The organism is Bacteroides sp. D22 (genome assembly GCF_000163675.1).
GTDB lineage: Bacteria > Bacteroidota > Bacteroidia > Bacteroidales > Bacteroidaceae > Bacteroides > Bacteroides xylanisolvens.
Map to the genome: position 1 here is coordinate 159,019 of NZ_GG774809.1, position 23,454 is coordinate 182,472.

The window sequence follows — 23,454 nt, forward strand, 5'->3', positions numbered from 1 at the left end:
ACGGCACAGTATAGCGGGGAGAAAGCTTCTTCAAAACGGCGCCAGTCTATCTTATTGGCAAGCAGGTATAAGGGATGCCTGGGATTCAGCTGGTCTGTCAAAGAGCTGAACAAGGAGGGCTGAGGGGTGGTCTTGTTTATCATAATAATCTGCAAGTTTTCAACCATAAAGATACAAAAACTTGCAGATATATCAAAGCAATTTATATATTAATATGTTGATTATTAGGCGTAAAAGCACATTCTAAGGGGCGACTAAGTAGTATCTAATAAATATTCAGTATCTTTGCAGTCCAAAATGTTATAAATCAGAAGCAGAAGTGATTTCAGTAGAAGGATTATCAGTAGAATTTAATGCGACGCCGCTTTTTGAGGACGTCAGCTATGTAATTAATAAGAAAGACCGCATTGCATTGGTCGGCAAAAATGGTGCCGGCAAATCAACCATGCTGAAGATATTGGCAGGTTTGCAGTCATCGACACGCGGAGTGGTAGCTACTCCGAAAGATGTAACCATCGGATATTTGCCACAAGTCATGATTCTTTCCGACAACCGGACGGTGATGGGAGAGGCAGAACTGGCATTCGAACATATATTTGAGCTTCAGGCGAAGTTGGAACGGATGAATCAGGAACTGGCGGAACGGACAGACTATGATTCGGAAGAATATCATCAGTTGATAGACCGTTTCACGCATGAAAACGACCGGTTTCTGATGATGGGCGGTACGAACTTTCAGGCGGAAATCGAACGGACACTTCTTGGATTGGGATTCAGCCGGGAAGATTTTGAACGCCCTACTTCGGAGTTTTCTGGTGGATGGCGTATGCGTATCGAATTGGCAAAATTGCTTTTACGTCGCCCGGACGTGCTTTTGCTCGATGAGCCGACCAATCACCTTGATATTGAAAGTATCCAATGGTTGGAAAACTTTTTGTCTACACGTGCCAATGCAGTCGTATTAGTCAGCCATGACCGTGCTTTCCTGAATAACGTAACTACCCGTACCATCGAAATCACTTGCGGTCAGATTTACGACTACAAAGTGAAGTACGATGAGTTTGTAGTCCTGCGTAAAGAACGCCGTGAACAACAGCTCCGTGCTTACGAAAATCAGCAGAAACAAATACAGGATACAGAAGACTTCATCGAACGCTTCCGCTATAAAGCAACGAAAGCCGTACAGGTGCAAAGCCGTATCAAGCAACTGGAAAAGATAGACCGCATCGAAGTGGACGAGGAAGATAATTCCGCCTTGCGTTTAAAATTCCCTCCAGCCAGTCGTAGCGGAAACTATCCTGTGATTTGCGAAGATGTGCGCAAAGCGTATGGCAGCCATGTCGTTTTCCATGATGTCAACCTGACTATCAACAGGGGAGAGAAAGTGGCTTTCGTCGGGAAGAACGGAGAGGGTAAGTCTACCTTGGTGAAATGTATCATGGACGAGATTGATTTCGAAGGCAAACTAACGATCGGACATAATGTACAAATCGGTTATTTTGCGCAGAACCAGGCACAAATGTTGGATGAGAACTTGACTGTATTCGATACGATTGACCGGGTAGCGACAGGAGATATCCGTCTGAAGATACGTGATATACTGGGAGCTTTCATGTTTGGAGGCGAAGCTTCGGATAAAAAGGTGAAAGTCCTTTCCGGAGGAGAACGTACGCGATTGGCGATGATTAAACTTCTGCTGGAACCCGTAAATCTACTGATTCTGGACGAACCGACCAATCATTTGGATATGCGTTCGAAAGATGTTTTGAAGGAAGCTATCCGCGAATTTGACGGAACAGTGATTCTTGTCAGCCACGACCGTGATTTTCTGGATGGACTTGCGACTAAAGTATATGAGTTTGGTGGTGGACTTGTAAAAGAACACCTTGGAGGTATCTATGAATTCTTGCAAAAGAAAAAGATAGATAGCTTGAACGAGCTTCAGAAAGGAGCGGGATTGTCGGCTTCTCCCACGGCTTCAGCTAAAGGTAATGAACCTGAAACCGTTCAGCCTTCGGAGAATAAGCTCTCTTACGAAGCCCAGAAAGAACTTAATAAGAAGATTAAGAAACTCGAACGCCAGGTGGCGGACTGTGAAGCTTCAATAGAGGAAACCGAATCCGCGATTGCTATCGTAGAAGCGAAGATGGCAACTCCCGAAGGAGCTTCGGATATGCAGCTCTATGAACGGCATCAAAAACTGAAGCAACAGTTGGATGGCATTGTTGAAGAGTGGGAGCGGGTTTCGATGGAACTGGAAGAAGCGAAAAACTAGAACAAAACGCATACTTCCGGGCACTATGTGAGAGAAATGCTATACCTCGGTAGAAGGTATTCCTGGCGGGTATCTGTTTCTCGGTGTCGAAACAGGTGTTTCTCGTTGAGGAACGAGGCGTTCCTCGGTGTCGGTCACCTTCTTCCTCGGTGTCGGACTGCGGGTAGGATGATTGTTGATTAGAGAGACTATTTAATTATTTATACAATATGAAAGTAACCAAGTATTTACCAATTCTTGCCGTATGCCTTATGACAACAGGATGTAACAGTAAGAAAGAGGCCGTGCTGACGTCCGGTATCGACCTTGCTAATCTGGATACCACGGCTATGCCGGGTACAAGTTTTTATCAATATGCCTGTGGAGGTTGGGTGAAAGATCATCCGCTGACAGACGAGTATTCACGTTTCGGTACATTCGACATGTTGCGCGAAAACAGTCGTGAACAACTGAAAGCATTGATTGCCGAATTGGCAGCGAAGAAAGATAACGCACCGGGCAGTGCTGCGCAGAAAGTAGGTGATCTTTATAATATCGCAATGGATAGCGTGAAGCTGAATCAGGAAGGTGTAGCTCCGATCAAAGCAGAACTGGCAGCCATTGACGCTCTCAAGGATAAAGGAGAAATCTACGCATATATCGCAGAGAGCCAGAAGAAAGGCATCCGTCCTTACTTCACCATGTTTGTAAGTGCGGATGATATGAACAGTTCCATGAATATCGTACAGACCTATCAAGGTGGTATCGGAATGGGACAGCGTGACTATTATCTGGAGAATGACGAGCAGACTAAAAATATCCGTAATAAATATCAGGAACATATCGCCAAGATGTTCCAATTAGCAGGTTATGATGAGGCTACTGCACAGAAAGCGGTGAAAGCAGTGATGAACATCGAAACTCGCCTGGCGAAAGCGGCTCGCTCACAAGTGGAATTGCGTGATCCTCATGCTAATTATAACAAGATGGATAGGGCGACGCTGAAAAAGAACTTCCCTACTTTTGACTGGGATACTTATTTCACCGTTTCCGGTTTGAAAGATTTGAACGAAGTGAACGTAGGTCAGCCTGCTGCTATGAAGGAAGTAGCCGATGTGATAAACACCGTATCACTGGACGATCAGAAACTGTATCTCCAATGGGGATTGATAGATGCTGCCGCTTCTTATCTAAGCGATGATTTTGAAGCACAGAACTTCGATTTCTACAGCAGAACAATGTCTGGAAAGAAAGAAATGCAGCCTCGCTGGAAACGTTCCGTGAGCACCGTAGATGGTGTACTTGGCGAAGTGGTAGGACAGATGTATGTAGAGAAGTACTTCCCGGCTGCTGCCAAAGAACGTATGGTTACACTGGTGAAGAACCTGCAAACTTCTTTGGGAGAACGTATCAAAGGTTTGGAATGGATGAGTGAACCGACCAAGGAAAAAGCGTTGGAGAAACTGGCAACCTTCCATGTAAAAATAGGTTATCCTGATAAATGGAAAGATTACTCCGCACTGGAGATCAAAGATGATTCTTACTGGGCAAATATCAAGCGTGCCAACGAATGGGATTACAACGAAATGATTGCCAAAGCCGGCAAACCGGTAGACAAGGATGAATGGTTGATGACTCCTCAAACAGTGAACGCTTATTATAACCCGACTACCAATGAAATCTGCTTCCCGGCAGCTATCCTGCAACCTCCGTTCTTCGATATGAATGCGGACGATGCTATGAACTACGGTGCAATCGGCGTGGTAATCGGCCATGAGATGACTCATGGATTTGACGATCAGGGACGTCAATATGACAAAGACGGAAACCTGAAAGATTGGTGGACAGAAGAGGATGCTAAAAAGTTCGAAGAACGGGCACAGGTGATGGTTAACTTCTTTGACAGCATTGAAGTAGCTCCGGGCGTACACGCAAACGGTAGCCTGACACTTGGAGAGAACATTGCCGACCACGGAGGTTTGCAAGTTTCTTTCCAGGCATTCAAGAATGCAACAGAAGCCGCACCGCTGGAAATTGTTGACGGATTTACTCCGGAACAACGTTTCTTCCTGGCATACGCTAATGTGTGGGCAGGAAATATCCGTCCGGAAGAGATTCTCCGATTGACCAAACTTGATCCTCACTCATTAGGCAAATGGCGTGTGGACGGTGCTCTTCCTCATATCCAGAATTGGTATGAAGCATTCAAAATCACCGAACAGGATTCGATGTTCGTACCTAAAGAAAAACGAGTATCTATTTGGTAATAGTTTTTGAATAGAGAATATATATGCGAAGAGGCGTTGATTTTCCGTTGAGGAGAGTCAACGCTTTTTTTTATTAATTCACACCTTATTTATTACGTACGATAAACAATATTTCGTAACTTTGCACACCAAATACTTAATAAGCAATTCAATGTCAGAGTCTAAAAGAATAAAAACTGCATTGGTATCTGTATACCATAAAGAAGGTTTGGATGAAATTATTACCAAACTTCATGAAGAGGGAGTAGAGTTTTTGTCGACAGGCGGAACTCGTCAGTTTATTGAATCATTGGGATATCCTTGCAAGGCAGTGGAAGATTTGACCACTTATCCTTCTATTCTCGGTGGTAGAGTAAAGACATTACATCCGAAAATTTTCGGAGGTATTCTTTGTCGTCGCGGCCTGGAACAGGATATGCAACAGATTGAGAAATATGAAATTCCCGAGATAGATCTGGTTATTGTTGATTTGTATCCGTTCGAAGCTACTGTAGCTTCCGGTGCATCTGAAGCAGACATTATTGAAAAAATCGATATAGGCGGAATCTCACTGATTCGTGCCGCAGCCAAGAACTATAACGATGTAATCATCGTAGCTTCTCAAGCTCAATACAAACCATTATTGGATATGTTGATGGAGCACGGCGCTACTTCTTCACTTGAAGAACGTCGCTGGATGGCTAAAGAAGCATTTGCCGTTTCTTCTCACTACGATTCGGCTATTTTCAATTATTTCGATGCCGGCGAAGGTTCTGCTTTCCGTTGCTCTGTTAATAGCCAGAAGCAACTTCGTTACGGTGAAAACCCACATCAGAAAGGTTATTTCTACGGAAATCTGGAAGCAATGTTCGACCAGATTCACGGAAAAGAAATCTCTTATAACAATCTTCTCGACATCAACGCAGCCGTTGACCTGATCGACGAATTCGATGACCTCACTTTCGCTATCCTGAAACACAACAACGCTTGCGGATTAGCTTCCCGTGCTACAGTTTTAGAAGCTTGGAAAGACGCATTGGCCGGTGATCCGGTTTCTGCTTTCGGCGGTGTATTGATTACGAATGGTGTCATCGACAAAGAAGCTGCGGAAGAAATCAACAAGATTTTCTTCGAAGTGATTATCGCGCCGGATTATGATGTGGATGCACTCGAAATCCTGGGACAGAAAAAGAACCGCATCATCCTCGTTCGTAAGGAAGCTAAATTGCCTAAGAAACAATTCCGTGCTTTGCTGAATGGCGTATTGGTGCAGGATAAAGATACTAATATTGAAACGGTAGCCGACCTGAAAACCGTGACAGACAAAGCTCCTACTCCGGAAGAAGTGGAAGATATGTTGTTTGCCAACAAAATTGTAAAGAACAGCAAATCCAACGCCATCGTATTGGCAAAGGATAAACAACTTCTTGCAAGCGGTGTAGGACAGACTTCACGTGTAGACGCATTGAAACAAGCAATTGAAAAAGCCAAATCATTCGGTTTCGACCTGAATGGTGCAGTAATGGCTTCCGATGCCTTCTTCCCGTTCCCCGACTGTGTGGAAATTGCAGATAAAGAAGGTATTACGGCTGTTATCCAACCGGGAGGTTCGGTAAAAGACGATTTATCATTTGCTTATTGCAATGAGCACGGTATGGCGATGGTGACTACCGGTATCCGTCATTTTAAACACTAAAGCGATTTACTATTTGACAATTTACAATTTACTATTCAGCCGTTCGGCAATATGGATTTGATTGTCAGATAGTAATAAGTATGTATCAAATAGTAAATAGTAAATTGTCAAATAGTAAATAAAAAAATGGGATTATTTTCTTTTACACAAGAGATAGCAATGGACTTGGGCACAGCCAATACTATCATCATCACGAACGGAAAAATCGTGGTGGATGAGCCTTCGGTTGTTGCTCTGGATCGCCGTACAGAAAAGATGATTGCCGTGGGGGAAAAGGCGAAGTTGATGCATGAAAAAACCCACGAAAACATACGTACCATCCGTCCGTTGAGAGACGGAGTGATTGCCGACTTCTATGCCTGCGAGCAGATGATGCGCGGTTTGATAAAGCAGGTGAATACTCGCAACCATTTGTTTTCACCTTCTCTTCGCATGGTGATTGGCGTTCCTTCGGGAAGTACGGAAGTCGAACTCCGTGCTGTCCGTGACTCTGCGGAACATGCCGGTGGTCGTGATGTTTATTTGATTTTCGAGCCGATGGCTGCGGCAATCGGTATCGGCATCGACGTAGAAGCTCCGGAAGGAAACATGATTGTCGATATAGGTGGTGGATCTACGGAAATTGCCGTTATCTCTTTGGGAGGTATCGTTTCCAACAACTCCATCCGCACAGCCGGTGATGACCTGACAGAGGATATTCGCGAATATATGAGCCGTCAGCATAATGTGAAAGTCAGCGAGCGTATGGCAGAACGTATCAAAATCAATGTAGGTGCTGCTTTAACCGAACTGGGTGATGATGCTCCGGAAGATTATATCGTTCACGGTCCGAACCGTATCACTGCTCTTCCGATGGAAGTGCCTGTATGCTACCAGGAAGTAGCTCACTGTCTGGAGAAATCAATTTCAAAGATCGAAACTGCTATCTTGAGTGCATTGGAAAATACACCTCCTGAACTATATGCTGATATTGTGCACAATGGTATCTATCTCTCCGGAGGTGGTGCATTGCTTCGTGGACTGGATAAGAGATTGACCGATAAGATCAATATTCCTTTCCATATTGCGGAAGATCCTTTGCATGCAGTTGCCAAAGGTACAGGAGTGGCATTGAAGAACGTAGACCGTTTCTCTTTCTTAATGAGATAAACCGGGGATGAGGAATTTATTAAACTTCCTTCTGAAATACAATTACTGGTTCCTCTTCATCTTATTGGAGGTAGCCAGTTTTGTTTTGTTATTTCGGTTCAACCGTTATCAGCAGAGTGCATTCTTCACTTCTGCCAATACGGTTGTGGGGGCGGTTTATGAAGTTTCGGGAGGGATTTCCTCTTATTTTCATCTGAAATCGGTCAATGAAGATCTGTTGGATCGCAACATGGTGCTCGAACAACAGATCACTAATCTGGAAAAAGCATTGAGAGAGCAGCAGCTCGATTCTATGGCCATCAACAGCATCCGGCAGGTACCGCAAGCGGATTATCAGTTGTTTAAAGCGCATGTGATAAAGAACAGTTTGAATCTGGTTGATAATTATATCACGCTCGATAAAGGTTCCTCTTCCGGTATTCGCTCCGAAATGGGAGTGGTGGATGGTAATGGGATTGTAGGGATTGTTTATGAAACCTCTCCTTCCTACTCGGTGGTGATTTCGGTACTGAACAGCAAGTCGAATATCAGTTGCAAGATTATCGGCAGTGATTATTTCGGCTACCTGAAATGGGAACATGGAGATTCGCGCTATGCTTATCTGAAAGACTTGCCTCGTCATGCAGAGTTTAATTTGGGAGATACAGTCGTTACCAGTGGTTTCTCCACCGTCTTTCCCGAAGGTATAATGGTGGGAACGGTGGATGATATGTCCGACTCTAATGACGGACTTTCCTATCTGTTGAAAATCAAGCTGGCTACTGATTTCGGTAAGTTGAGTGACGTTCGGGTGGTAGCCCGGACAGGTCAGGAAGAACAGAAGAAACTTGAAAACAAGGTGATGAAAGAATGATTATTACTTATATACATAGAATCGGATGGTTTATCGGCTTGGTACTTCTTCAGGTGCTAATCCTTAATAGTGTACATATTGCCGGCTATGCTACTCCTTTTCTCTATATCTATTTTATTCTGAAATTCAGCTCCGGCACTTCCCGGAATGAACTGATGCTGTGGGCTTTTTTCTTCGGACTGACCATTGATATATTCTCCGATACTCCGGGAATGAATGCGGCAGCTACCGTATTGCTTGCCTTTCTCCGTCCTTCTTTGCTTCGTCTGTTCATGCCCCGTGATAATCCGGACAGCCTTATTCCCTCTTTCAAGACGATGGGAATCAGTCCTTTCTTAAAATATACTACTGCAAGTGTTTTTGTGCACAGTCTGGCATTACTCTCCATTGAGTTCTTCTCATTTACCAGCATTTGGCTGTTACTGTTGCGAGTGCTCCTTTGCACTATTCTGACTGTAACCTGTATCATAGCTATAGAAGGGATTAAGAAGTAACGATGGCAAAAGATTATATCTTAGAGAAGCGCAAATTTGTAATCGGAGGCATTGCTATCTCCATTGTTTTGATTTATCTGATACGTCTTTTTGTATTGCAGATCACGACCGATGACTACAAGAAGAATGCTGACAGTAACGCTTTTCTGAATAAAATCCAGTACCCCTCGCGTGGCGCTATTTATGACCGGACCGGTAAACTATTGGTATTCAATCAGCCGGCATACGACATAACGATCGTGCCAAAGGAAATAGAGAATCTGGACACACTCGATTTATGCCAATCGCTGAATATCACCCGTGCACAGTTTCTCAAAATAATGAGCGATATGAAAGACCGTCGCCGCAATCCGGGGTATTCCCGCTATACCAACCAGTTGTTTATGTCGCAACTTTCGGCGGAAGAATGTGGTGTCTTTCAGGAAAAGCTGTTTAAGTTTCGTGGCTTTTATATTCAACGGCGTACCATCCGTCAATATTCGTACAATGCTGCCGCCCATGCTTTGGGAGATATCGGAGAAGTCTCCGCAAAAGAAATGGAAGCGGATGAAGAAGGGTACTACATCCGTGGGGATTATGTCGGCAAGTTAGGAGTCGAGAAATCGTATGAAAAGTATCTGCGTGGCGAGAAAGGAATTGAGATTCTGCTTCGTGATGCGCACGGTCGTATCCAGGGACATTATATGGATGGTGAATATGACCGTCCTTCCGTTCCCGGCAAGAACCTGACATTGAGTTTGGATATTGACTTACAGATGCTGGGCGAACGTTTATTAAAGAATAAGATTGGAAGCATTGTGGCTATTGAACCGGAGACCGGAGAAATCCTTTGTCTGGTATCCTCTCCCAATTATGACCCGCATTTGATGATTGGGCGCCAGCGTGGCAAGAACCATCTAGCCTTGCAACGTGATATGACCAAACCGCTTTTGAATCGTGCCCTGATGGGAGTGTATCCTCCGGGATCTACGTTCAAGACAGCGCAAGGACTGACATTCCTGCAAGAAGGAATTATCACCGAACAAAGTCCGGCATTCCCTTGCTCACATGGGTTCCATTACGGAAGATTGACAGTAGGCTGCCATGCTCACGGATCTCCCTTGCCATTGATTCCGGCTATTGCTACATCGTGCAACTCCTATTTCTGTTGGGGATTGTTCCGTATGTTTGGCGATCGTAAATACGGTTCGCCACAAAACGCCATTACGGTCTGGAAAGACCACATGGTTTCGCAAGGATTTGGCTACAAACTGGGAGTTGATTTGCCGGGAGAGAAACGGGGCTTGATTCCGAATGCGCAGTTCTACGATAAAGCTTATCGCGGGCATTGGAACGGACTGACAGTAATCAGTATCTCTATCGGACAGGGGGAAATTCTATCCACTCCCCTTCAGATTGCTAACCTGGGAGCAACGATTGCTAACAGAGGATATTTTGTGACACCGCATATTGTAAAGGAAATCCAAGACAATCAGTTGGACAGCATCTATCGCGTACCACGTTATACCACTATTGAGAAAAGACATTATGAATCAGTCGTAGAAGGAATGCGTGGCGCAGCTACCGGAGGAACTTGTCGTATGCTGTCAGTGATGGTTCCGGATTTGGAAGCCTGTGGAAAAACGGGTACTGCGCAGAACCGCGGACACGACCACTCGGTATTTATGGGCTTTGCACCGATGAACAAACCGAAGATAGCTATTGCCGTCTATGTAGAGAACGGCGGATGGGGTGCTACTTACGGAGTTCCTTTCGGCGCACTGATGATGGAACAGTATTTGAAAGGCAAGCTCTCGCCGGAGAACGAGTTGAGGGCGGAAGAATTTAGTAACAGAGTGATATTATATGGTAACGAGGAACGATAGTTTGTGGAAAACGCTGGACTGGGTAACGATTTTTATTTACCTGCTCCTGATTGTTGGCGGATGGTTTAGCGTCTGCGGAGCCAGCTATGACTATGGCGAACGCGACTTCCTCGACTTCTCGACCCGTGCCGGCAAGCAGTTCGTATGGATTATCTGTTCCTTCGGGCTCGGATTCGTGCTGTTGATGCTGGAAGACCGTATGTATGATATGTTCGCGTACATTATATATGTGGGGATGATTCTCCTGCTCATTGTTACCATCTTCATAGCACCGGACACCAAAGGATCACGCTCCTGGCTTGTCATGGGGCCTGTGAGCCTGCAACCCGCCGAGTTTGCCAAGTTCGCTACGGCCTTAGCGTTGGCTAAATACATGAACTCTTATTCATTTAGTATCAAGAAAGAAAAGTGTGCCTTTATCCTGGGATTCATCATTCTTCTTCCGATGTTATTGATTATCGGTCAGCGGGAGACAGGGTCCGCATTGGTTTATCTTGCTTTTTTTCTGGTGCTTTATCGTGAAGGAATGCCGGGAGTAGTGCTTTTTGCGGGCGTATGTGCGGTAATCTACTTTGTGGTCGGCATTCGTTTTGATGAAGTCTTTATCGCCGATACTCCTACACCACTGGGAGAATTTATCGTATTACTATTGATCTTATTATTTGCCGGTGGTATGGTGTGGGTATATCGTAAGAAATGGTCTGCTACCCGCAATATCATTGGTGGAAGTTTGGCTATATTACTGATTGCTTATTTAATATCCGAATATTGGGTGCATTTTAGCCTCGTTTGGGTGCAATGGGCACTTTGTATTGTGGTGATAGGCTATCTGATTTATTTGGCATTAAGTGAGCGGCAGCGTACTTATTTTCTGATTGCCCTGTTTACAATCGGTTCTGTCGGCTTCCTGTATTCTAGTAACTATGTATTTGATAATGTGCTCGAACCTCACCAGCAAGTCCGTATCAAAGTAGTGCTCGGTTTGGAAGAAGATTTGACCGGTGCCGGATACAACGTGAATCAGTCCAAGATTGCTATCGGTTCCGGTGGGTTGACAGGAAAAGGGTTCCTGAATGGTACGCAAACAAAATTAAAGTACGTGCCCGAACAGGATACCGACTTTATATTCTGTACAGTGGGTGAGGAGCAAGGATTTGTCGGTTCGGCTGCTGTTCTGTTGGCTTTCCTGATTTTGATCTTACGATTAATCTTCCTGTCCGAACGGCAGACTTCCAACTTTGGGCGGGTTTATGGATATTCGGTCGTCAGTATTTTCCTTTTCCACTTATTTATTAATATCGGTATGGTGCTGGGGTTAACCCCGGTTATCGGTATTCCATTGCCTTTCTTCAGCTATGGAGGTTCTTCTTTATGGGGATTTACGATATTGCTGTTTATCTTCCTGCGCATTGATGCAGGACGTGGCAGAAGACTCTAATCTTACTGCTTCTCAATACGGATACCTACATCGCTCAATCCTTGTAACTTTTCATCTTTCATTCCGCTCATAATTTTAATAGTATAATTTGCAGGATGTAAGGGGCGAACAGATGTAATAAAAGTTTCCGATTGGTAAATGCTTCCCCATCCGTGTCCCGTCCATCTTCCGGTAGAGTCAGCCAGGCAGAAAGCAATGGTATCAGTGCGCCATACCGTAGAATCCTGTAGATTCTGACTGATAAATAAATGGAGGTCATGATAAGGATATTCGATACTGTTGCGGACTTCCGCAAAAAGCCGGAGAGTAGTGGGAACGCTGTCAGTTATGGGAACCTGAAAAGAGAGTGTATCACTCTTTCCCCATCCCTTGTTGGGAAGGGATTGATAAGAGTGATACACTGTATGTTCATTGCAGGCTGTCAGTAAGCAAGCGCTGAATAGACTCAATATACTATTCTTGAGTAGGCTTTTCATTAGTTGACTGTTTCTCCTGATTCTGATTTCTTTCCGGCCTGGAAGGACGCTCGTGGTTGGGACGACGTTCTTGACGTTCCTGTCCTTGCTGTTCGCGTTGACGGTCTTGCTGTTGCGGACGTTCCTGATTCGACCGTTCCTGTCCTTGTGGACGTTCCTGATTTGATCCTCTTTCCGGACGTCTGTTTTCGTTGTTCCGTCCCTGGTTCTGTCCTCTGTTCCGGTTGTTGTTATTGTTATTTCTCGGACGGTTGTCTCTTTCCCCTCTGTTGCCGTTTTCTGACTGTTGCGGGCGGTTTTCATTTTCCCGTTGAGGTTGTTGCGGACGATTGCCGCCTTCTGCTTGCTGTTGCGGGCGGTTTCCGTTATTATTGTTTCCTTTCTTCTTCTTTTTATTATTCCGGTTAGCATTATTGCCGCCCTCTTTATTATTCCGGCTGCGGTCGAAACGGGTAACACTTTCCTGTTCCAGCAAGTCAACTGGTTTTCTCGGTTCCGGTTTCTTTTCTTCTTCGAGCAAGCTGTCCGGCTTCATTCCTTTCTTATTCATGGAGATTACTTCAAACGCACGTTTTCCGCTGATAGTGACCAGATTGGCTGGGAAGTTTTTATCCGTAGAATAAGAAACTTGATTGCTTAGAATATCCGCTTTGAAGAAATAGAAAGTACCATCTTTCGTTTCCAACTCTATCTCTCTCGAAGGGAGACGTTTTTGAGCTTCCACATAACAGTCCACTTCGTAGTTCAGACAGCATTTCAGCTTAGCGCACTGTCCGGCAAGTTTCTGCGGATTCAATGAGATGTCCTGAAAACGGGCTGCACTGGTAGAAACAGAGACGAAGCTCGTCATCCATGTAGCGCAGCAAAGTTCGCGTCCGCAAGGACCGATACCGCCGATGCGTCCTGCTTCCTGACGGGCACCGATTTGTTTCATTTCGATACGTACGCGGAATGCTTCGGCCAATACTTTAATCAGCTGCCGGAAGTCTACCCGCTCATCGGCAATATAGTAGAAAATAGCTTTGTTGCCATCCCCCTGATACTCCACGTCTCCGATTTTCATATCCAGATTGAGATTCAACGCAATCTGACGCGCACGAATCATCGTAGCGTGTTCTTTGGCTTTGGCTTCGTTGAATTTTTCCATATCTACCGGCTTGGCTTTCCGATAGACACGCTTGATTTCCGTATCTGCTTTGAAGTTTGCTTTCTTCATTTGCAGGGGAACGAGCCGGCCGGTCAATGTAACCACGCCGATGTCATGGCCGGGAGCCGCTTCAACGGCAACTACATCTCCTTTTTCCAGTTTAATCTTGTTGCTGTTTCGAAAATATCCCTTCCGGGTATTTTTGAATTGCACTTCCACCATGTCACTCTCTTCCGCATTGCCCGGAATGTCCGCCAGCCAATCGTAGGTGTTCAGCTTTTTATCTTGTCGGGAGCATCCTTTGCAACAAAGGCCACCGCTTCCATTATGAAGTTTATATTCCATAAGTTTATATATTTATTATTGCTTCAACAGTACAATCATCTTCAGCGAGAAGTCGAAGAATACCATTTTAGCATTTACATTCTGTTCTATATGTAGTTGCGCTTCGCTTAATTCGTCCATGATGCCCATCACGTTACGTTCGTTGACAAAAGGCGCAAAGCGGGTTGCAAAATTCTGTTCATTAATCGTCATATACGTCAAATTGCGCTGGTGCAAGTTGAAGATAAAATTCTCCCGAATCATGCGCTGGCAATATTCCAGGAAGTTCTTCTGACGTTCACGTCCCATGCCCGCCACTTGCTCGCTCCACATTTTCATCTCCCTGATTTTCCGTTGGTAAGACAACCGCATCAGGCTGACAAACAAGTCAAAAAACAACTGGTTCTCTTCATTCAGATGAATTGTTTCGAGTGCCTTGATAAAATTCCCGTTTGCCAGATGGGCAATGGAAATACTGTCGGCAGGCAAAATGTTATATTTAGTCTGTAATACCCGGTCGATGCTGGCTTCATCAATCTTCCGCACATTCATGCGCTGGGTACGGCTTAGGATAGTGGGCAGAATCATGTCCGGCGCTTCCGATACCAATAAGAAAACCGTTTTTTCGGGCGGTTCCTCAAGCAACTTCAGCAGTTTGTTGGCACACACCGGATGCATTTTTTCCGGCAGCCATACAATCGTAATCTTAAATCCCCCTTCACTGGATTTCAAACTAAGTTTTTTCAGAATCTCGTCACTCTCTTTGGCATAGATCAATGCTTGTGAGTTCTCCGCATCCATCTCTCCTAACCAGTGATTGAGATTAAAGTAAGGATGATTGATAACAAACGGTCGCCAGTCGGCTATATAATCATCGCATACTTCCTTTTTCCCCTTTGCGCTTTTCACGATAGGGAATACGAAATGTACGTCGGGATGCACCAGTTTATTGAATTTCACGCAGGACGGACACGTTCCGCAGGCATCAGTCTCCCCCCGATTGGTGCAACTGATGTAACGTGCGTATGCAATAGCTAACGGCATTTTCCCGACCCCTTCCGGTCCGCAAATAAGCTGGGCATGTGGAATACGCCCCTCATTCACTTCCTGAATGAGCCGTTGCTTGATTTCTTCCTGTCCGATTACGTCTCTGAAAAACATATCAATAAATGATTTTGGCTACTTCTTTGATACTGTCTACTGCTCCGATAGAGTAGAAATGAATACTCGGCACTCCATGAGCCATCAACTCCTTGCACTGGGCTACACACCATTCGATACCTACTTGCTCGGCTTCTGCGTCATTTTTGCATTTCAAAGCCTCTTTCACCAAGTCTTCCGGCAAGTCCACTTTGAAAGTCTTTGGAATCATGCTCAATTGAGACAGCTTCTTGAACGGTTTGATTCCCGGAATGATAGGTATATTGATACCTGCCGCCTTCGCCTGCTCCACAAATTCAAAATATTTCCTGTTATCGTAGAACAACTGTGTCACGGCATATTCCGCCCCGTTCTCCACTTTTTTCTTCAGCCAGTAAAGGTCAGTCTCGATATTAGGCGCTTCTTCGTGCTTCTCCGGATAACAAGCCACCCCGTATGAAAAAGGCGTACTGCTGACTTTCATCTCCGAACCGTCCACAAAAATACCTTTATTGAAATTATTGATTTGCTCCTGCAACTCGATAGCATGATGATAACCGTCACCTTCCGGTGTAAATACCGACTCATGTTTCGCTTTGTCACCACGCAACACCAGTAATTCCGTGATATTCAGAAATTGCAGGTCGAGCAACACATACTCGGTTTCTTCACGTGTGAATCCGCTGCACAAAATATGCGGGACTACCGTAATATTGTATTTGTTCTGGATGGCGGCAGCCACGGCAACCGTTCCTGGACGCCTTCTCAAGCGGTTTCTCTGAAACAATCCGTTACCGAGGTCTTTATACACATATTCGCTGCGGTGAGTAGTGATATTGATATATTTCGGGTCAAATTCCCGAAGCGTATCGATTGTCTGATATAACTTTTCTATTCCCGTTCCTTTCAGCGGTGGAAGTATCTCGAAAGAAAAAGCAGTTTTCTTGTTGCTATGTATTAAATCAATTACTTTCATTCTTTTTTTGCTAATGTTCGTTATCTACTTGGATTAAACGTGCATATTGGGACAAAAATACGAAAAAAGAAAGATTTCTTCTTGATTTACTCTAAAATAGTTTTGTTTTTATCGTACTATAATAGATAAAAGAGGGAATATCCCCTGCAGGATACACCCTCTTTTGCCTAATTATTATATTAGAATTTACTTGTCGAGGAATGATTTCTTCATTCTGGCGATGTCCGTCAGATAATCTTGTAAATCCTGTTCATGTTCTTCCTCTTCGGCAAGAATATGTTTGGCGATGTCGCAGGTAGTGAAATCTTTCCCATTGGTAAAATCTGCAATTTCCTGATAACGAAGGATTGCGCAGCGTTCGGAAGCTACATTGTCTTTCAGCAAACTGACAGAGTCGAACCCCTGCGGAGCATCATATTTGCATCTTGCCAACTCAAACCATTGCTTAGGGTCGAGCACCGGAACTCCTTCCAACTCAATGATACGGTCAGCGAGCAGTTGCGCATGTCTGCGCTCTTCTTCGGCATGTTCCTCAAATTCACCCTGTACATCGGCACGCATGGCACCTTCCACTACTAATGCACCTACCCAATATTGATAGTATGCCAACCATTCTTCAGCTAATGCTGCGTTCAACTGTGCGATTAAACTTTCTACATCTAGTTTCCCTTGTAGAATTTTTACACTTTCTCTAGCCATAATTTTTATGTTTAGGTTACTATGTTTAAGTTGCCAATGTAACAGACAGGCGGGATTTTTGTTTATGGCTCATTGAGAATTTAACAGAAAGATAGCTTTACCTACACATAAGTTTGTAAAGGGTTCTTCGTCAAATTTGGTGGTACTTCTTCTATTGTGAATAAATAATCTTCGCTCTCAGTAGTTTAATTCCTGCCCTATTGTACATCTGTCTTTTTACCGCTTTAATTTTATTCACTGTCCCCTCCAGTAATCCGTTACTGAAGGGGATATCAATAGCTGCCTGTACTGCCTCCCAGTCTTTTTCAATACCATATGCAAAGTTCGTCAGTGCCATATTCCGTGTTGCCTTCGCTTTTTCAATCCACTTTCTAATATCCTTATCATAAGTGTTCCCATTAATCATATCTCTGAAATTCTGACACACGCTTAAAAGTTCTTTAATCTGCGGTGAGGACTTATACAGTTCCGCTAGTTTAGGATTATCCGATTCTCCCTTTAGAATGATTTGCGTATCTGATTCTGTGAAACTCTCTGTATTTTACTTCTGTTTTCAATGCTCTCATTATGCTCCTTGACTTCCTTCCTCTTTTGTTGATACCTTTTTCGCAAGCTGGATGTTATCCTTCCAATAAGTGCGCCACTGATTTTACTCCCCATTTTTTGTGCCAATATTTTTCGAGTAATACAGCCCGCACTAATGATTGTAGCCAGTTCGGATACATATTTAAGAGCTGTCTTCTGTTGCTCATTCAAGTATGCCCCTATTCTTCTGTTGTGAATAATCTTATAAATGTAGCGACTTTTCTTACCCAAATGTGTGGCTGTCTGCTCAATGGTCATCCCCTGCATTTTTAAGTTCAAGCTTTCCCTGTATATCTTCAATTTTTCTCTGTGTCGGACATCTCCCATGTTAAATATGTCCTGAAGAATTAACGAAGAAGCCGTGTCTCTGTCAGGATATTCGTATTTGAGCTTTTTCTTGGTCTGACGGATTATTTTCTCTATTTCCGGTATCATCGTGTCCGTCATATTCTTGATTAGATGGAATCGGTCGCAGATTTGTGTAACACCAGGAATTATTCTGTTTATAGCCTCTGTGAAACATCTTCCACGGTCTCTCGTTATATATTGTATTTGAGGATTCCGGATGAGCCAGTTATCAAGTGCTTCTCCGTTTCTATCCTCTAACAAAGCAATAGGTATGTGTGTCATCTGGTCTACGACCACACTCATATAATCCTTACCTTTTTTATAGGCAAAATCATCAATACCTACATAAATACTTTTATTATGCATAGGATTGTGTTGTCCGCACTGTTGTAGGATGCGTAAGCAGGAAGAGCTACTGGCTGTTATATGGAACAGTTGCAAAAGAGAAGAGGCCTTTCGGGAAGTAAGTTCCAAACTTATCGATCTGATGCGTTCCTCAACAAGATAGCTCCGTCTACCATACCGACGAGCCAGAAAAGACAACGGTTCGCAGAATATTTTTTGTGGACAAGAAACATTGTCACAATAATATTTGCCAACCTTGATGACTAACTCCAAAGTATGACCGTAAACTTCAAGATCCTCAATATGACGGGAGTAGTAACTGTGCAATCGGTGACTGAAATGTCCGCAATAAGGACAGGAAGCCCCTTTGCCAGCCGTATGTAGAAAGACCGTCAATGAGCCAACAGCTTCAGAGATACCATCTTGTTGCAGATTATCGTAGCCAAGACTGAATCTGAAATCATGGAATAATCCCCTATTTGTAGGAGCATTTTCTTTTTTTGATGTATATTTGTACGTTGTAGATATGACTTGTTGCATTGTAACTCTTAATGATGTGGTGTCTTTAAAGTTACTAAAAAGCAAACATATCTACAACTTTTTATAGGATTAAGAAAGAAGAAGAGGGAAACCGTCGAAATAAAAAAGAGATTACCACCAAATTTGACGAAGAACCTTGTAAAGTGCTGTTTTATCTGCCACCTGCAACGAAATTGAATTATCTTATTGAAAATAAACGTATTACAGCGTTGCAGATACCTGTTGCAGATACGTTGCAGATGTAGTATCTGCAACGCATCTGTTGGTCTTATAAAACTCGTACAACATGGTAGACAGTACCTCTGTGTACACGTTTCGACGGGATTTCATGTTTACGGAGAACTCGCCCGAACACACTTACCCGCTTGTTTGACAACGGTATGGCACTGTTTTTCTTTATATCTTCCAAAATCTCCGCCGGTGAGAGCCATTCGCCATCCTCTTTCTCTTTGGCCGGACGGAAATAACGGTAAAACAACTGTTCTTCGAGCGAAACTTGTTCAAATTCACGGTTGCTTCTGGTCATAATCTGCTCTTCGGACTGGTCGAACCAGTAACGTTCGCCGTGGTCGAGCTCATACATGGCCTGCGCGTAAAGCTGTTCATAATCTATCGCCTTGTTTGTATCTATCGTTCCGGTTACTTCGATACAGATAAAGCGGCGGCTGCCCGTAGGGTCGGTCAGCAAATCTTTTTGGTTGCTCGTTGCGATGAATGAAGCATAACGGCGCATTTCAAGTACGGCGTTTCCATAAGGTTTGCGCATATTTACAATCGGTTTTTGCAGGATATGTTTCAGGTATCCTTGTTGGGTGGCGCTGATCTGGTCGAACTCGTCAATGTTGATGAGCGCAAAACGATTGAGATACAATTCGGCATCCGTCTTTCGTGAGAAATCGATGCTGTCCGTATAGTATGCACGCATGGCGGGCGGGATGAGGCTGCGGCAGAATGTCGATTTACGGCAACCTTGCGGGCCTACCAGCAGGGGCGAAACATTATTCGCATATTTCTTATCTGTCCCACGCCAGTGCATGACCATGTTGAGAAACCAGCGGTGAAACAAGTCTACCCAATGCTTGTTTTCGCAGGGAACGGTTTGCGCCAGTCCGCGGATACGGTCTTTGCCGTCCCAGACGGGGAGATGGTAGAGGAAATCTTCCAACGGATTGAATACAGGGATGCGGTTGGAGTAGATATATCGGCTTATGTCCCTGTCCCATAGCGGAATACCCTCGGCTTGCGCATCTAGTGCGATACTGTTCAGCACCCGTTTGTTGATAGGATTGAAGTAAAAATGGAATGAGTTCCGCTCGCGGTATTCCACTTCTCCCACTTGGGTGTTGTAACGGAATTCGTAGCGCCTGTTCATAAACTCCTCTGTCTGGAGTGACAGGTACTGTTCTTTCCCTAAGCTGCTCTTCTTTCCGAACCCTTTTTGTTCTTCATATACATTCTTGACCAGCTGGCGGATGAGCACCTCTTGACGGCGCAGGTAATAGTGGAAAATAGTACGTTTCACCGTTTCCTCTTCGGGAATGCCCGAATGGAAGCAGTTGACAGCCAGTTGTGTCACCATAGCCTGAAAGTCTTCCCCTCTTTCGGGGGCACCTTCATCTTCCGCTTCGTAGATTTCTTCATGGGTCTTTCTCAAAGCCGCTTCGAAAAGCATAAATATAGCGCGCTCCGTGTCATATCCCGGCACGGCCCGTGTCAACGGTGACTTTTCCGAGCGTACCGCTTCCCGATAAGTCAGTTCTTCGGGCATCCCTGACGGTTGCGAGAGATAAAACGGAACGGAATCCGGTCTGTACATAAGTTCCGGGTCGTATGACAGCCGTGAATACTGTTCCAGACTAGGCTCTTTGGGTAAAATGCTGAACGGAATTTGCGGCTGATAGCATTTCACGGCCAAACGATAGGCATGCGCATGAAATATCTCCGCTTCTTCTCTTTTCTGTGGAAGCGAATTGTCAGGGCGGGTAAATTTCGCCCATATTTTCACTGACCGTCCGCTCGAACCGGTAAAGACGCAGTGAGTCTGCGGCTGTTCCCATGCCAATTGTTTTACCAATGTAATCTCCGGGCCGCCTGACAACGGTCCGACGGTCAGTTCTACTATTCCGTTATAACTTTTCATTTGTTTTCCACCTTCCGCCCTGCGGAATTCCGCAGCCGGAAGAATCTTCGGAAGCTTGTCTGCTTCGTAGCAGCGTGAGTCGGGCAGGGAATATCGCAACACTTCTCTGAAGGCGGACACAGGCTGTGTCTTTGTTTCTGTCCGTGTTTTTCCTATCCACGTTTCCATATCCATTGTAGTCAGCGCAGTAGTTTTGTCCTTGTCTCTTAATTGAGTAATTTTCATCTTTTGTTTTGTTAATAATATTCTGCTAAGTTAGTCATATTTGCCCGTTCTTGCAAATAAACATGGATATTTTATCTGTTTATCCTTTTTATCCGTACATTTGTAGAATTTAATAACAATAAAACCGATAAACAGCAATGAAAGAACCATTCGATTATTCCATCGTTCCTTATACTTTCGGCTTGTGTGCAGCCGAAGAATGTCCGCGTGCCACGACTTGTCTGCGGCATATCGCCTTAGAGTATGCTCCGGCGGAGCGGGTTTTCCTGTCAATAATGAATCCCAACCGGCTGAAAGCGATGAAAAGTGCTTGTGATTATTACCGTTCCAATGAGAAAGTGCGTTATGCACGCGGCTTTATGCGTACGATTAGTGCTCTTACGGTTCGTGTGGCAGATACCTTTCGCTATCGTATGATTGAATATATGGGTAGAAAGAACTATTATTTGAAACGTAGGGGAGACATGAACCTTAGTCCGGTCGAACAACGGCGGATTATTGCCGTAGCCAAGGAGCTTGGCGTTAGTCTGGATGAGTATTTCGACGGTTACGTGGAGGATTATAACTGGGGTTAGTCTTGTATATCTCCTTCTCTGAAAATCTTTAGCTACGGTTTCGCTGTCGTTTCTCTATATGGAAACTCCAGTGTCTCTAGCGGGAAACGCTAGTATCTCTGGCTGGAAACTCTCGTTTCCATGCGCGGAAACTGTAGTTTCCCGCCTGGGAACCGGAGTTCTGACGCAGGAAACGAGCGCTTCAATGATAGGAAAATAAACTTTGATGCTTGGTGTGCAACATTTCTTCTTACCGCTGTGTTGCAGATGTTTTTATCTGCAACGTATCTGCAACGGTATCTGCAACGCTATAATTGTTTATCAGTCAGTTTGTTATTTCGATTTTGTTGCAGGTGGCAGATGTTTTTTTATTTTTCAAACTTTATTGTAGGGAAAATTAGAGGTAATAGTGGCTTGAGGAAAAGAATCTTTTAACCTTGCGTGAGAAGGAGTTCTATTAAAAATATATATATATATGTAGGACAGGTGACTGGTATTAATTTATAAAAGCAGAGATTATGAGCAATAAAATTTATCCTATCGGCATTCAGAATTTCGAAAAGATTCGTAATGACGGTTATTTCTATATTGATAAAACTGCATTAATGTATCAAATGGTCAAGACCGGAAGTTATTACTTCTTGAGTCGTCCGCGCCGTTTTGGAAAGAGTCTGCTCATTTCTACCTTGGAGGCTTATTTCCAAGGGAAAAAGGAACTGTTTGAAGGATTGGCTGTGGAAAAGTTGGAAAAGGATTGGATAAAGCATCCTATATTGCATCTCGACCTTAATATTGAGAAGTATGACACGCTGGAAAGTCTGGATAAAATATTGAATGATAATCTTGAATATTGGGAAAGCCAATACGGCACCCGTCCGTCTGAAACATTCTTTTCCCTGCGCTTTGCCGGTATCATTCGAAAAGACGGGGCAACGTGTAGTTATTCTGGTAGATGAGTATGACAAACCTATGTTACAAGCCATCGGCAATGAAGAACTTCAAAAGCAATTCCAAAATACCCTGAGGCCATTTTATGGCGCTTTGAAAACGAAGGACGGGTATATAAAGTTTGCTCTGCTTACCGGCGTGACAAAGTTTGGCAAAGTCAGTGTATTCAGTGACTTGAACAATTTGGATGATATTTCAATGTGGAATGAGTATGTCGAAATTTGTGGTGTCAGCGAGCGTGAAATCCATGAAAATCTGGAAGCGGAACTACATGAATTTGCAGCAGCACGTGGAATAACGTATGATAAACTCTGTGAAGATTTGAGAGAGTGTTATGACGGCTATCATTTTAAAATAGGAATAAATTTCAGCGCAGAAACTCGTAATATCGAAAAGTGGATCGTGGAATCTTGAATGTATATAGAATTTCTGTTAGGTATAGGAAAATAGAACTTACATTTGAGTGCACTATATAATAATGTATAGGTGTTCCATATAAGGATGTGTCTATCTGAAAAAATATACTCTATGACATCGTTATCAATCAATGAGTTACAAAAAAGTTTCAAGAAAGAATAGAAAAATAGTCCGATATATTTGGATGTTATTGATAAGTTGTCTACTTTTGCACCCGCTTTGCTAGAGAGACAGAGCCTAATGATTGACATTCTGCTACAAGATTAAGGCATCAGAAAATAAAAACAAAAAACTTTGAAAAAAGTTTGGAAGTTATCTGAAAAAGTCCTTATCTTTGCATCCGCTTTCGCAAAGAAAGCAGGCGCGGCGGAAGCCACGTTAGTTCTTTGAAATATTGATAAACAATACAAGTAGTACAAGTAAAAAAATAGAACCGTCAATACTTGTCCGAGAGAGTAGCGATACGATTGAAGATAATAGGTATTTGAATAAGGTCAATAAAATTACGGCGTCCTGAACAGAGCAAAAAAATCATCTTAACAGATGAAAAGATACTTTTACTAATGAAGAGTTTGATCCTGGCTCAGGATGAACG

17 protein-coding genes and 2 pseudogenes are annotated in these 23,454 nt (G+C 43.8%); 10 read left to right on the forward strand and 9 right to left on the reverse strand.

The window, feature by feature from the left end:
* Nucleotides 1–143 (reverse strand): annotated as a pseudogene (locus tag HMPREF0106_RS27115) (IS5/IS1182 family transposase); the annotation flags it as partial.
* Nucleotides 144–319: 176 nt separating this feature from the next.
* Between HMPREF0106_RS27115 and HMPREF0106_RS09845 the strand changes: the two are divergent.
* From HMPREF0106_RS09845 to rodA, 8 genes are all read left to right on the forward strand, one after another.
* Complete coding sequence (locus HMPREF0106_RS09845; RefSeq protein WP_008776375.1) at nt 320–2,275, forward strand: ABC-F family ATP-binding cassette domain-containing protein; 1,956 nt, start codon at nt 320–322, stop codon at nt 2,273–2,275.
* Nucleotides 2,276–2,484: 209 nt separating this feature from the next.
* Nucleotides 2,485–4,521, forward strand: coding sequence for a M13 family metallopeptidase (locus HMPREF0106_RS09840; protein WP_009040284.1), 2,037 nt, complete (start codon nt 2,485–2,487; stop codon nt 4,519–4,521).
* A gap of 151 nt (nt 4,522–4,672) precedes the next feature.
* On the forward strand, nt 4,673–6,196 hold the full coding sequence (gene purH, locus HMPREF0106_RS09835) for a bifunctional phosphoribosylaminoimidazolecarboxamide formyltransferase/IMP cyclohydrolase (RefSeq protein WP_004310431.1): 1,524 nt from the start codon (nt 4,673–4,675) through the stop codon (nt 6,194–6,196).
* Between the two features lie 126 nt (nt 6,197–6,322).
* Nucleotides 6,323–7,345: a rod shape-determining protein gene (locus HMPREF0106_RS09830; protein ID WP_004299941.1), complete on the forward strand. Its 1,023-nt coding sequence runs from the start codon at nt 6,323–6,325 to the stop codon at nt 7,343–7,345.
* 7 nt (nt 7,346–7,352) lie between these two features.
* Complete coding sequence (gene mreC / locus HMPREF0106_RS09825) at nt 7,353–8,198, forward strand: rod shape-determining protein MreC (RefSeq protein ID WP_004299942.1); 846 nt, start codon at nt 7,353–7,355, stop codon at nt 8,196–8,198.
* Nucleotides 8,195–8,692 (forward strand): rod shape-determining protein MreD, encoded by a 498-nt coding sequence (gene mreD / locus HMPREF0106_RS09820; RefSeq protein ID WP_004299943.1) that lies wholly within the window; start codon nt 8,195–8,197, stop codon nt 8,690–8,692. The genes mreC and mreD overlap by 4 nt, the downstream gene beginning before the upstream one ends.
* A gap of 2 nt (nt 8,693–8,694) precedes the next feature.
* Complete coding sequence (gene mrdA / locus HMPREF0106_RS09815) at nt 8,695–10,557, forward strand: penicillin-binding protein 2 (RefSeq protein WP_004324644.1); 1,863 nt, start codon at nt 8,695–8,697, stop codon at nt 10,555–10,557.
* Complete coding sequence (gene rodA, locus HMPREF0106_RS09810) at nt 10,538–11,995, forward strand: rod shape-determining protein RodA (RefSeq protein WP_004304911.1); 1,458 nt, start codon at nt 10,538–10,540, stop codon at nt 11,993–11,995. Before mrdA ends, rodA begins: the two co-directional genes overlap by 20 nt.
* 2 nt (nt 11,996–11,997) lie before the next feature.
* Here rodA and gldH read toward each other — a convergent pair whose 3' ends face one another.
* The 8 genes from gldH to HMPREF0106_RS09780 form a co-directional block, all read right to left on the reverse strand.
* A complete protein-coding gene (gldH, locus tag HMPREF0106_RS09805) occupies nt 11,998–12,471 on the reverse strand; it encodes a gliding motility lipoprotein GldH (RefSeq protein ID WP_009040285.1) in 474 nt (157 codons plus the stop codon).
* Entirely contained in the window at nt 12,449–13,963 is a 1,515-nt protein-coding gene (locus HMPREF0106_RS09800; protein ID WP_008776373.1) for a stage 0 sporulation family protein, read from the reverse strand. Before HMPREF0106_RS09800 ends, gldH begins: the two co-directional genes overlap by 23 nt.
* Nucleotides 13,964–13,978: 15 nt before the next feature.
* Complete coding sequence (locus HMPREF0106_RS09795) at nt 13,979–15,103, reverse strand: ATP-binding protein (RefSeq protein ID WP_004304908.1); 1,125 nt, start codon at nt 15,101–15,103, stop codon at nt 13,979–13,981.
* A gap of 1 nt (nt 15,104) precedes the next feature.
* Nucleotides 15,105–16,058 (reverse strand): methylenetetrahydrofolate reductase [NAD(P)H], encoded by a 954-nt coding sequence (gene metF, locus HMPREF0106_RS09790; protein WP_004304907.1) that lies wholly within the window; start codon nt 16,056–16,058, stop codon nt 15,105–15,107.
* A 186-nt stretch (nt 16,059–16,244) separates the two neighbouring features.
* Nucleotides 16,245–16,757 (reverse strand): ferritin-like domain-containing protein, encoded by a 513-nt coding sequence (locus HMPREF0106_RS09785; RefSeq protein WP_004304906.1) that lies wholly within the window; start codon nt 16,755–16,757, stop codon nt 16,245–16,247.
* Between the two features lie 151 nt (nt 16,758–16,908).
* The gene (locus HMPREF0106_RS27865) at nt 16,909–17,184 is read right to left on the reverse strand and encodes a transposase (RefSeq protein WP_008648391.1); all 276 of its coding nucleotides are present in this window, start codon (nt 17,182–17,184) and stop codon (nt 16,909–16,911) included.
* A 71-nt stretch (nt 17,185–17,255) separates the two neighbouring features.
* Nucleotides 17,256–18,575, reverse strand: coding sequence for a transposase (locus HMPREF0106_RS0124835; protein WP_032851430.1), 1,320 nt, complete (start codon nt 18,573–18,575; stop codon nt 17,256–17,258).
* Between the two features lie 268 nt (nt 18,576–18,843).
* Nucleotides 18,844–20,940 carry a BT4734/BF3469 family protein gene (locus tag HMPREF0106_RS09780; protein ID WP_008645274.1) on the reverse strand — a complete coding sequence of 699 codons (2,097 nt, stop codon included), beginning with the start codon at nt 20,938–20,940 and terminating at the stop codon, nt 18,844–18,846.
* Between the two features lie 137 nt (nt 20,941–21,077).
* Between HMPREF0106_RS09780 and HMPREF0106_RS09775 the strand changes: the two genes are divergently transcribed.
* Nucleotides 21,078–21,515, forward strand: a complete 438-nt coding sequence (locus HMPREF0106_RS09775) for a DUF6078 family protein (protein ID WP_004304904.1) — start codon at nt 21,078–21,080, stop codon at nt 21,513–21,515.
* A gap of 497 nt (nt 21,516–22,012) precedes the next feature.
* Nucleotides 22,013–22,856: pseudogene (locus HMPREF0106_RS09770) on the forward strand (AAA family ATPase).
* Nucleotides 22,857–23,454 lie beyond the last annotated feature (598 nt).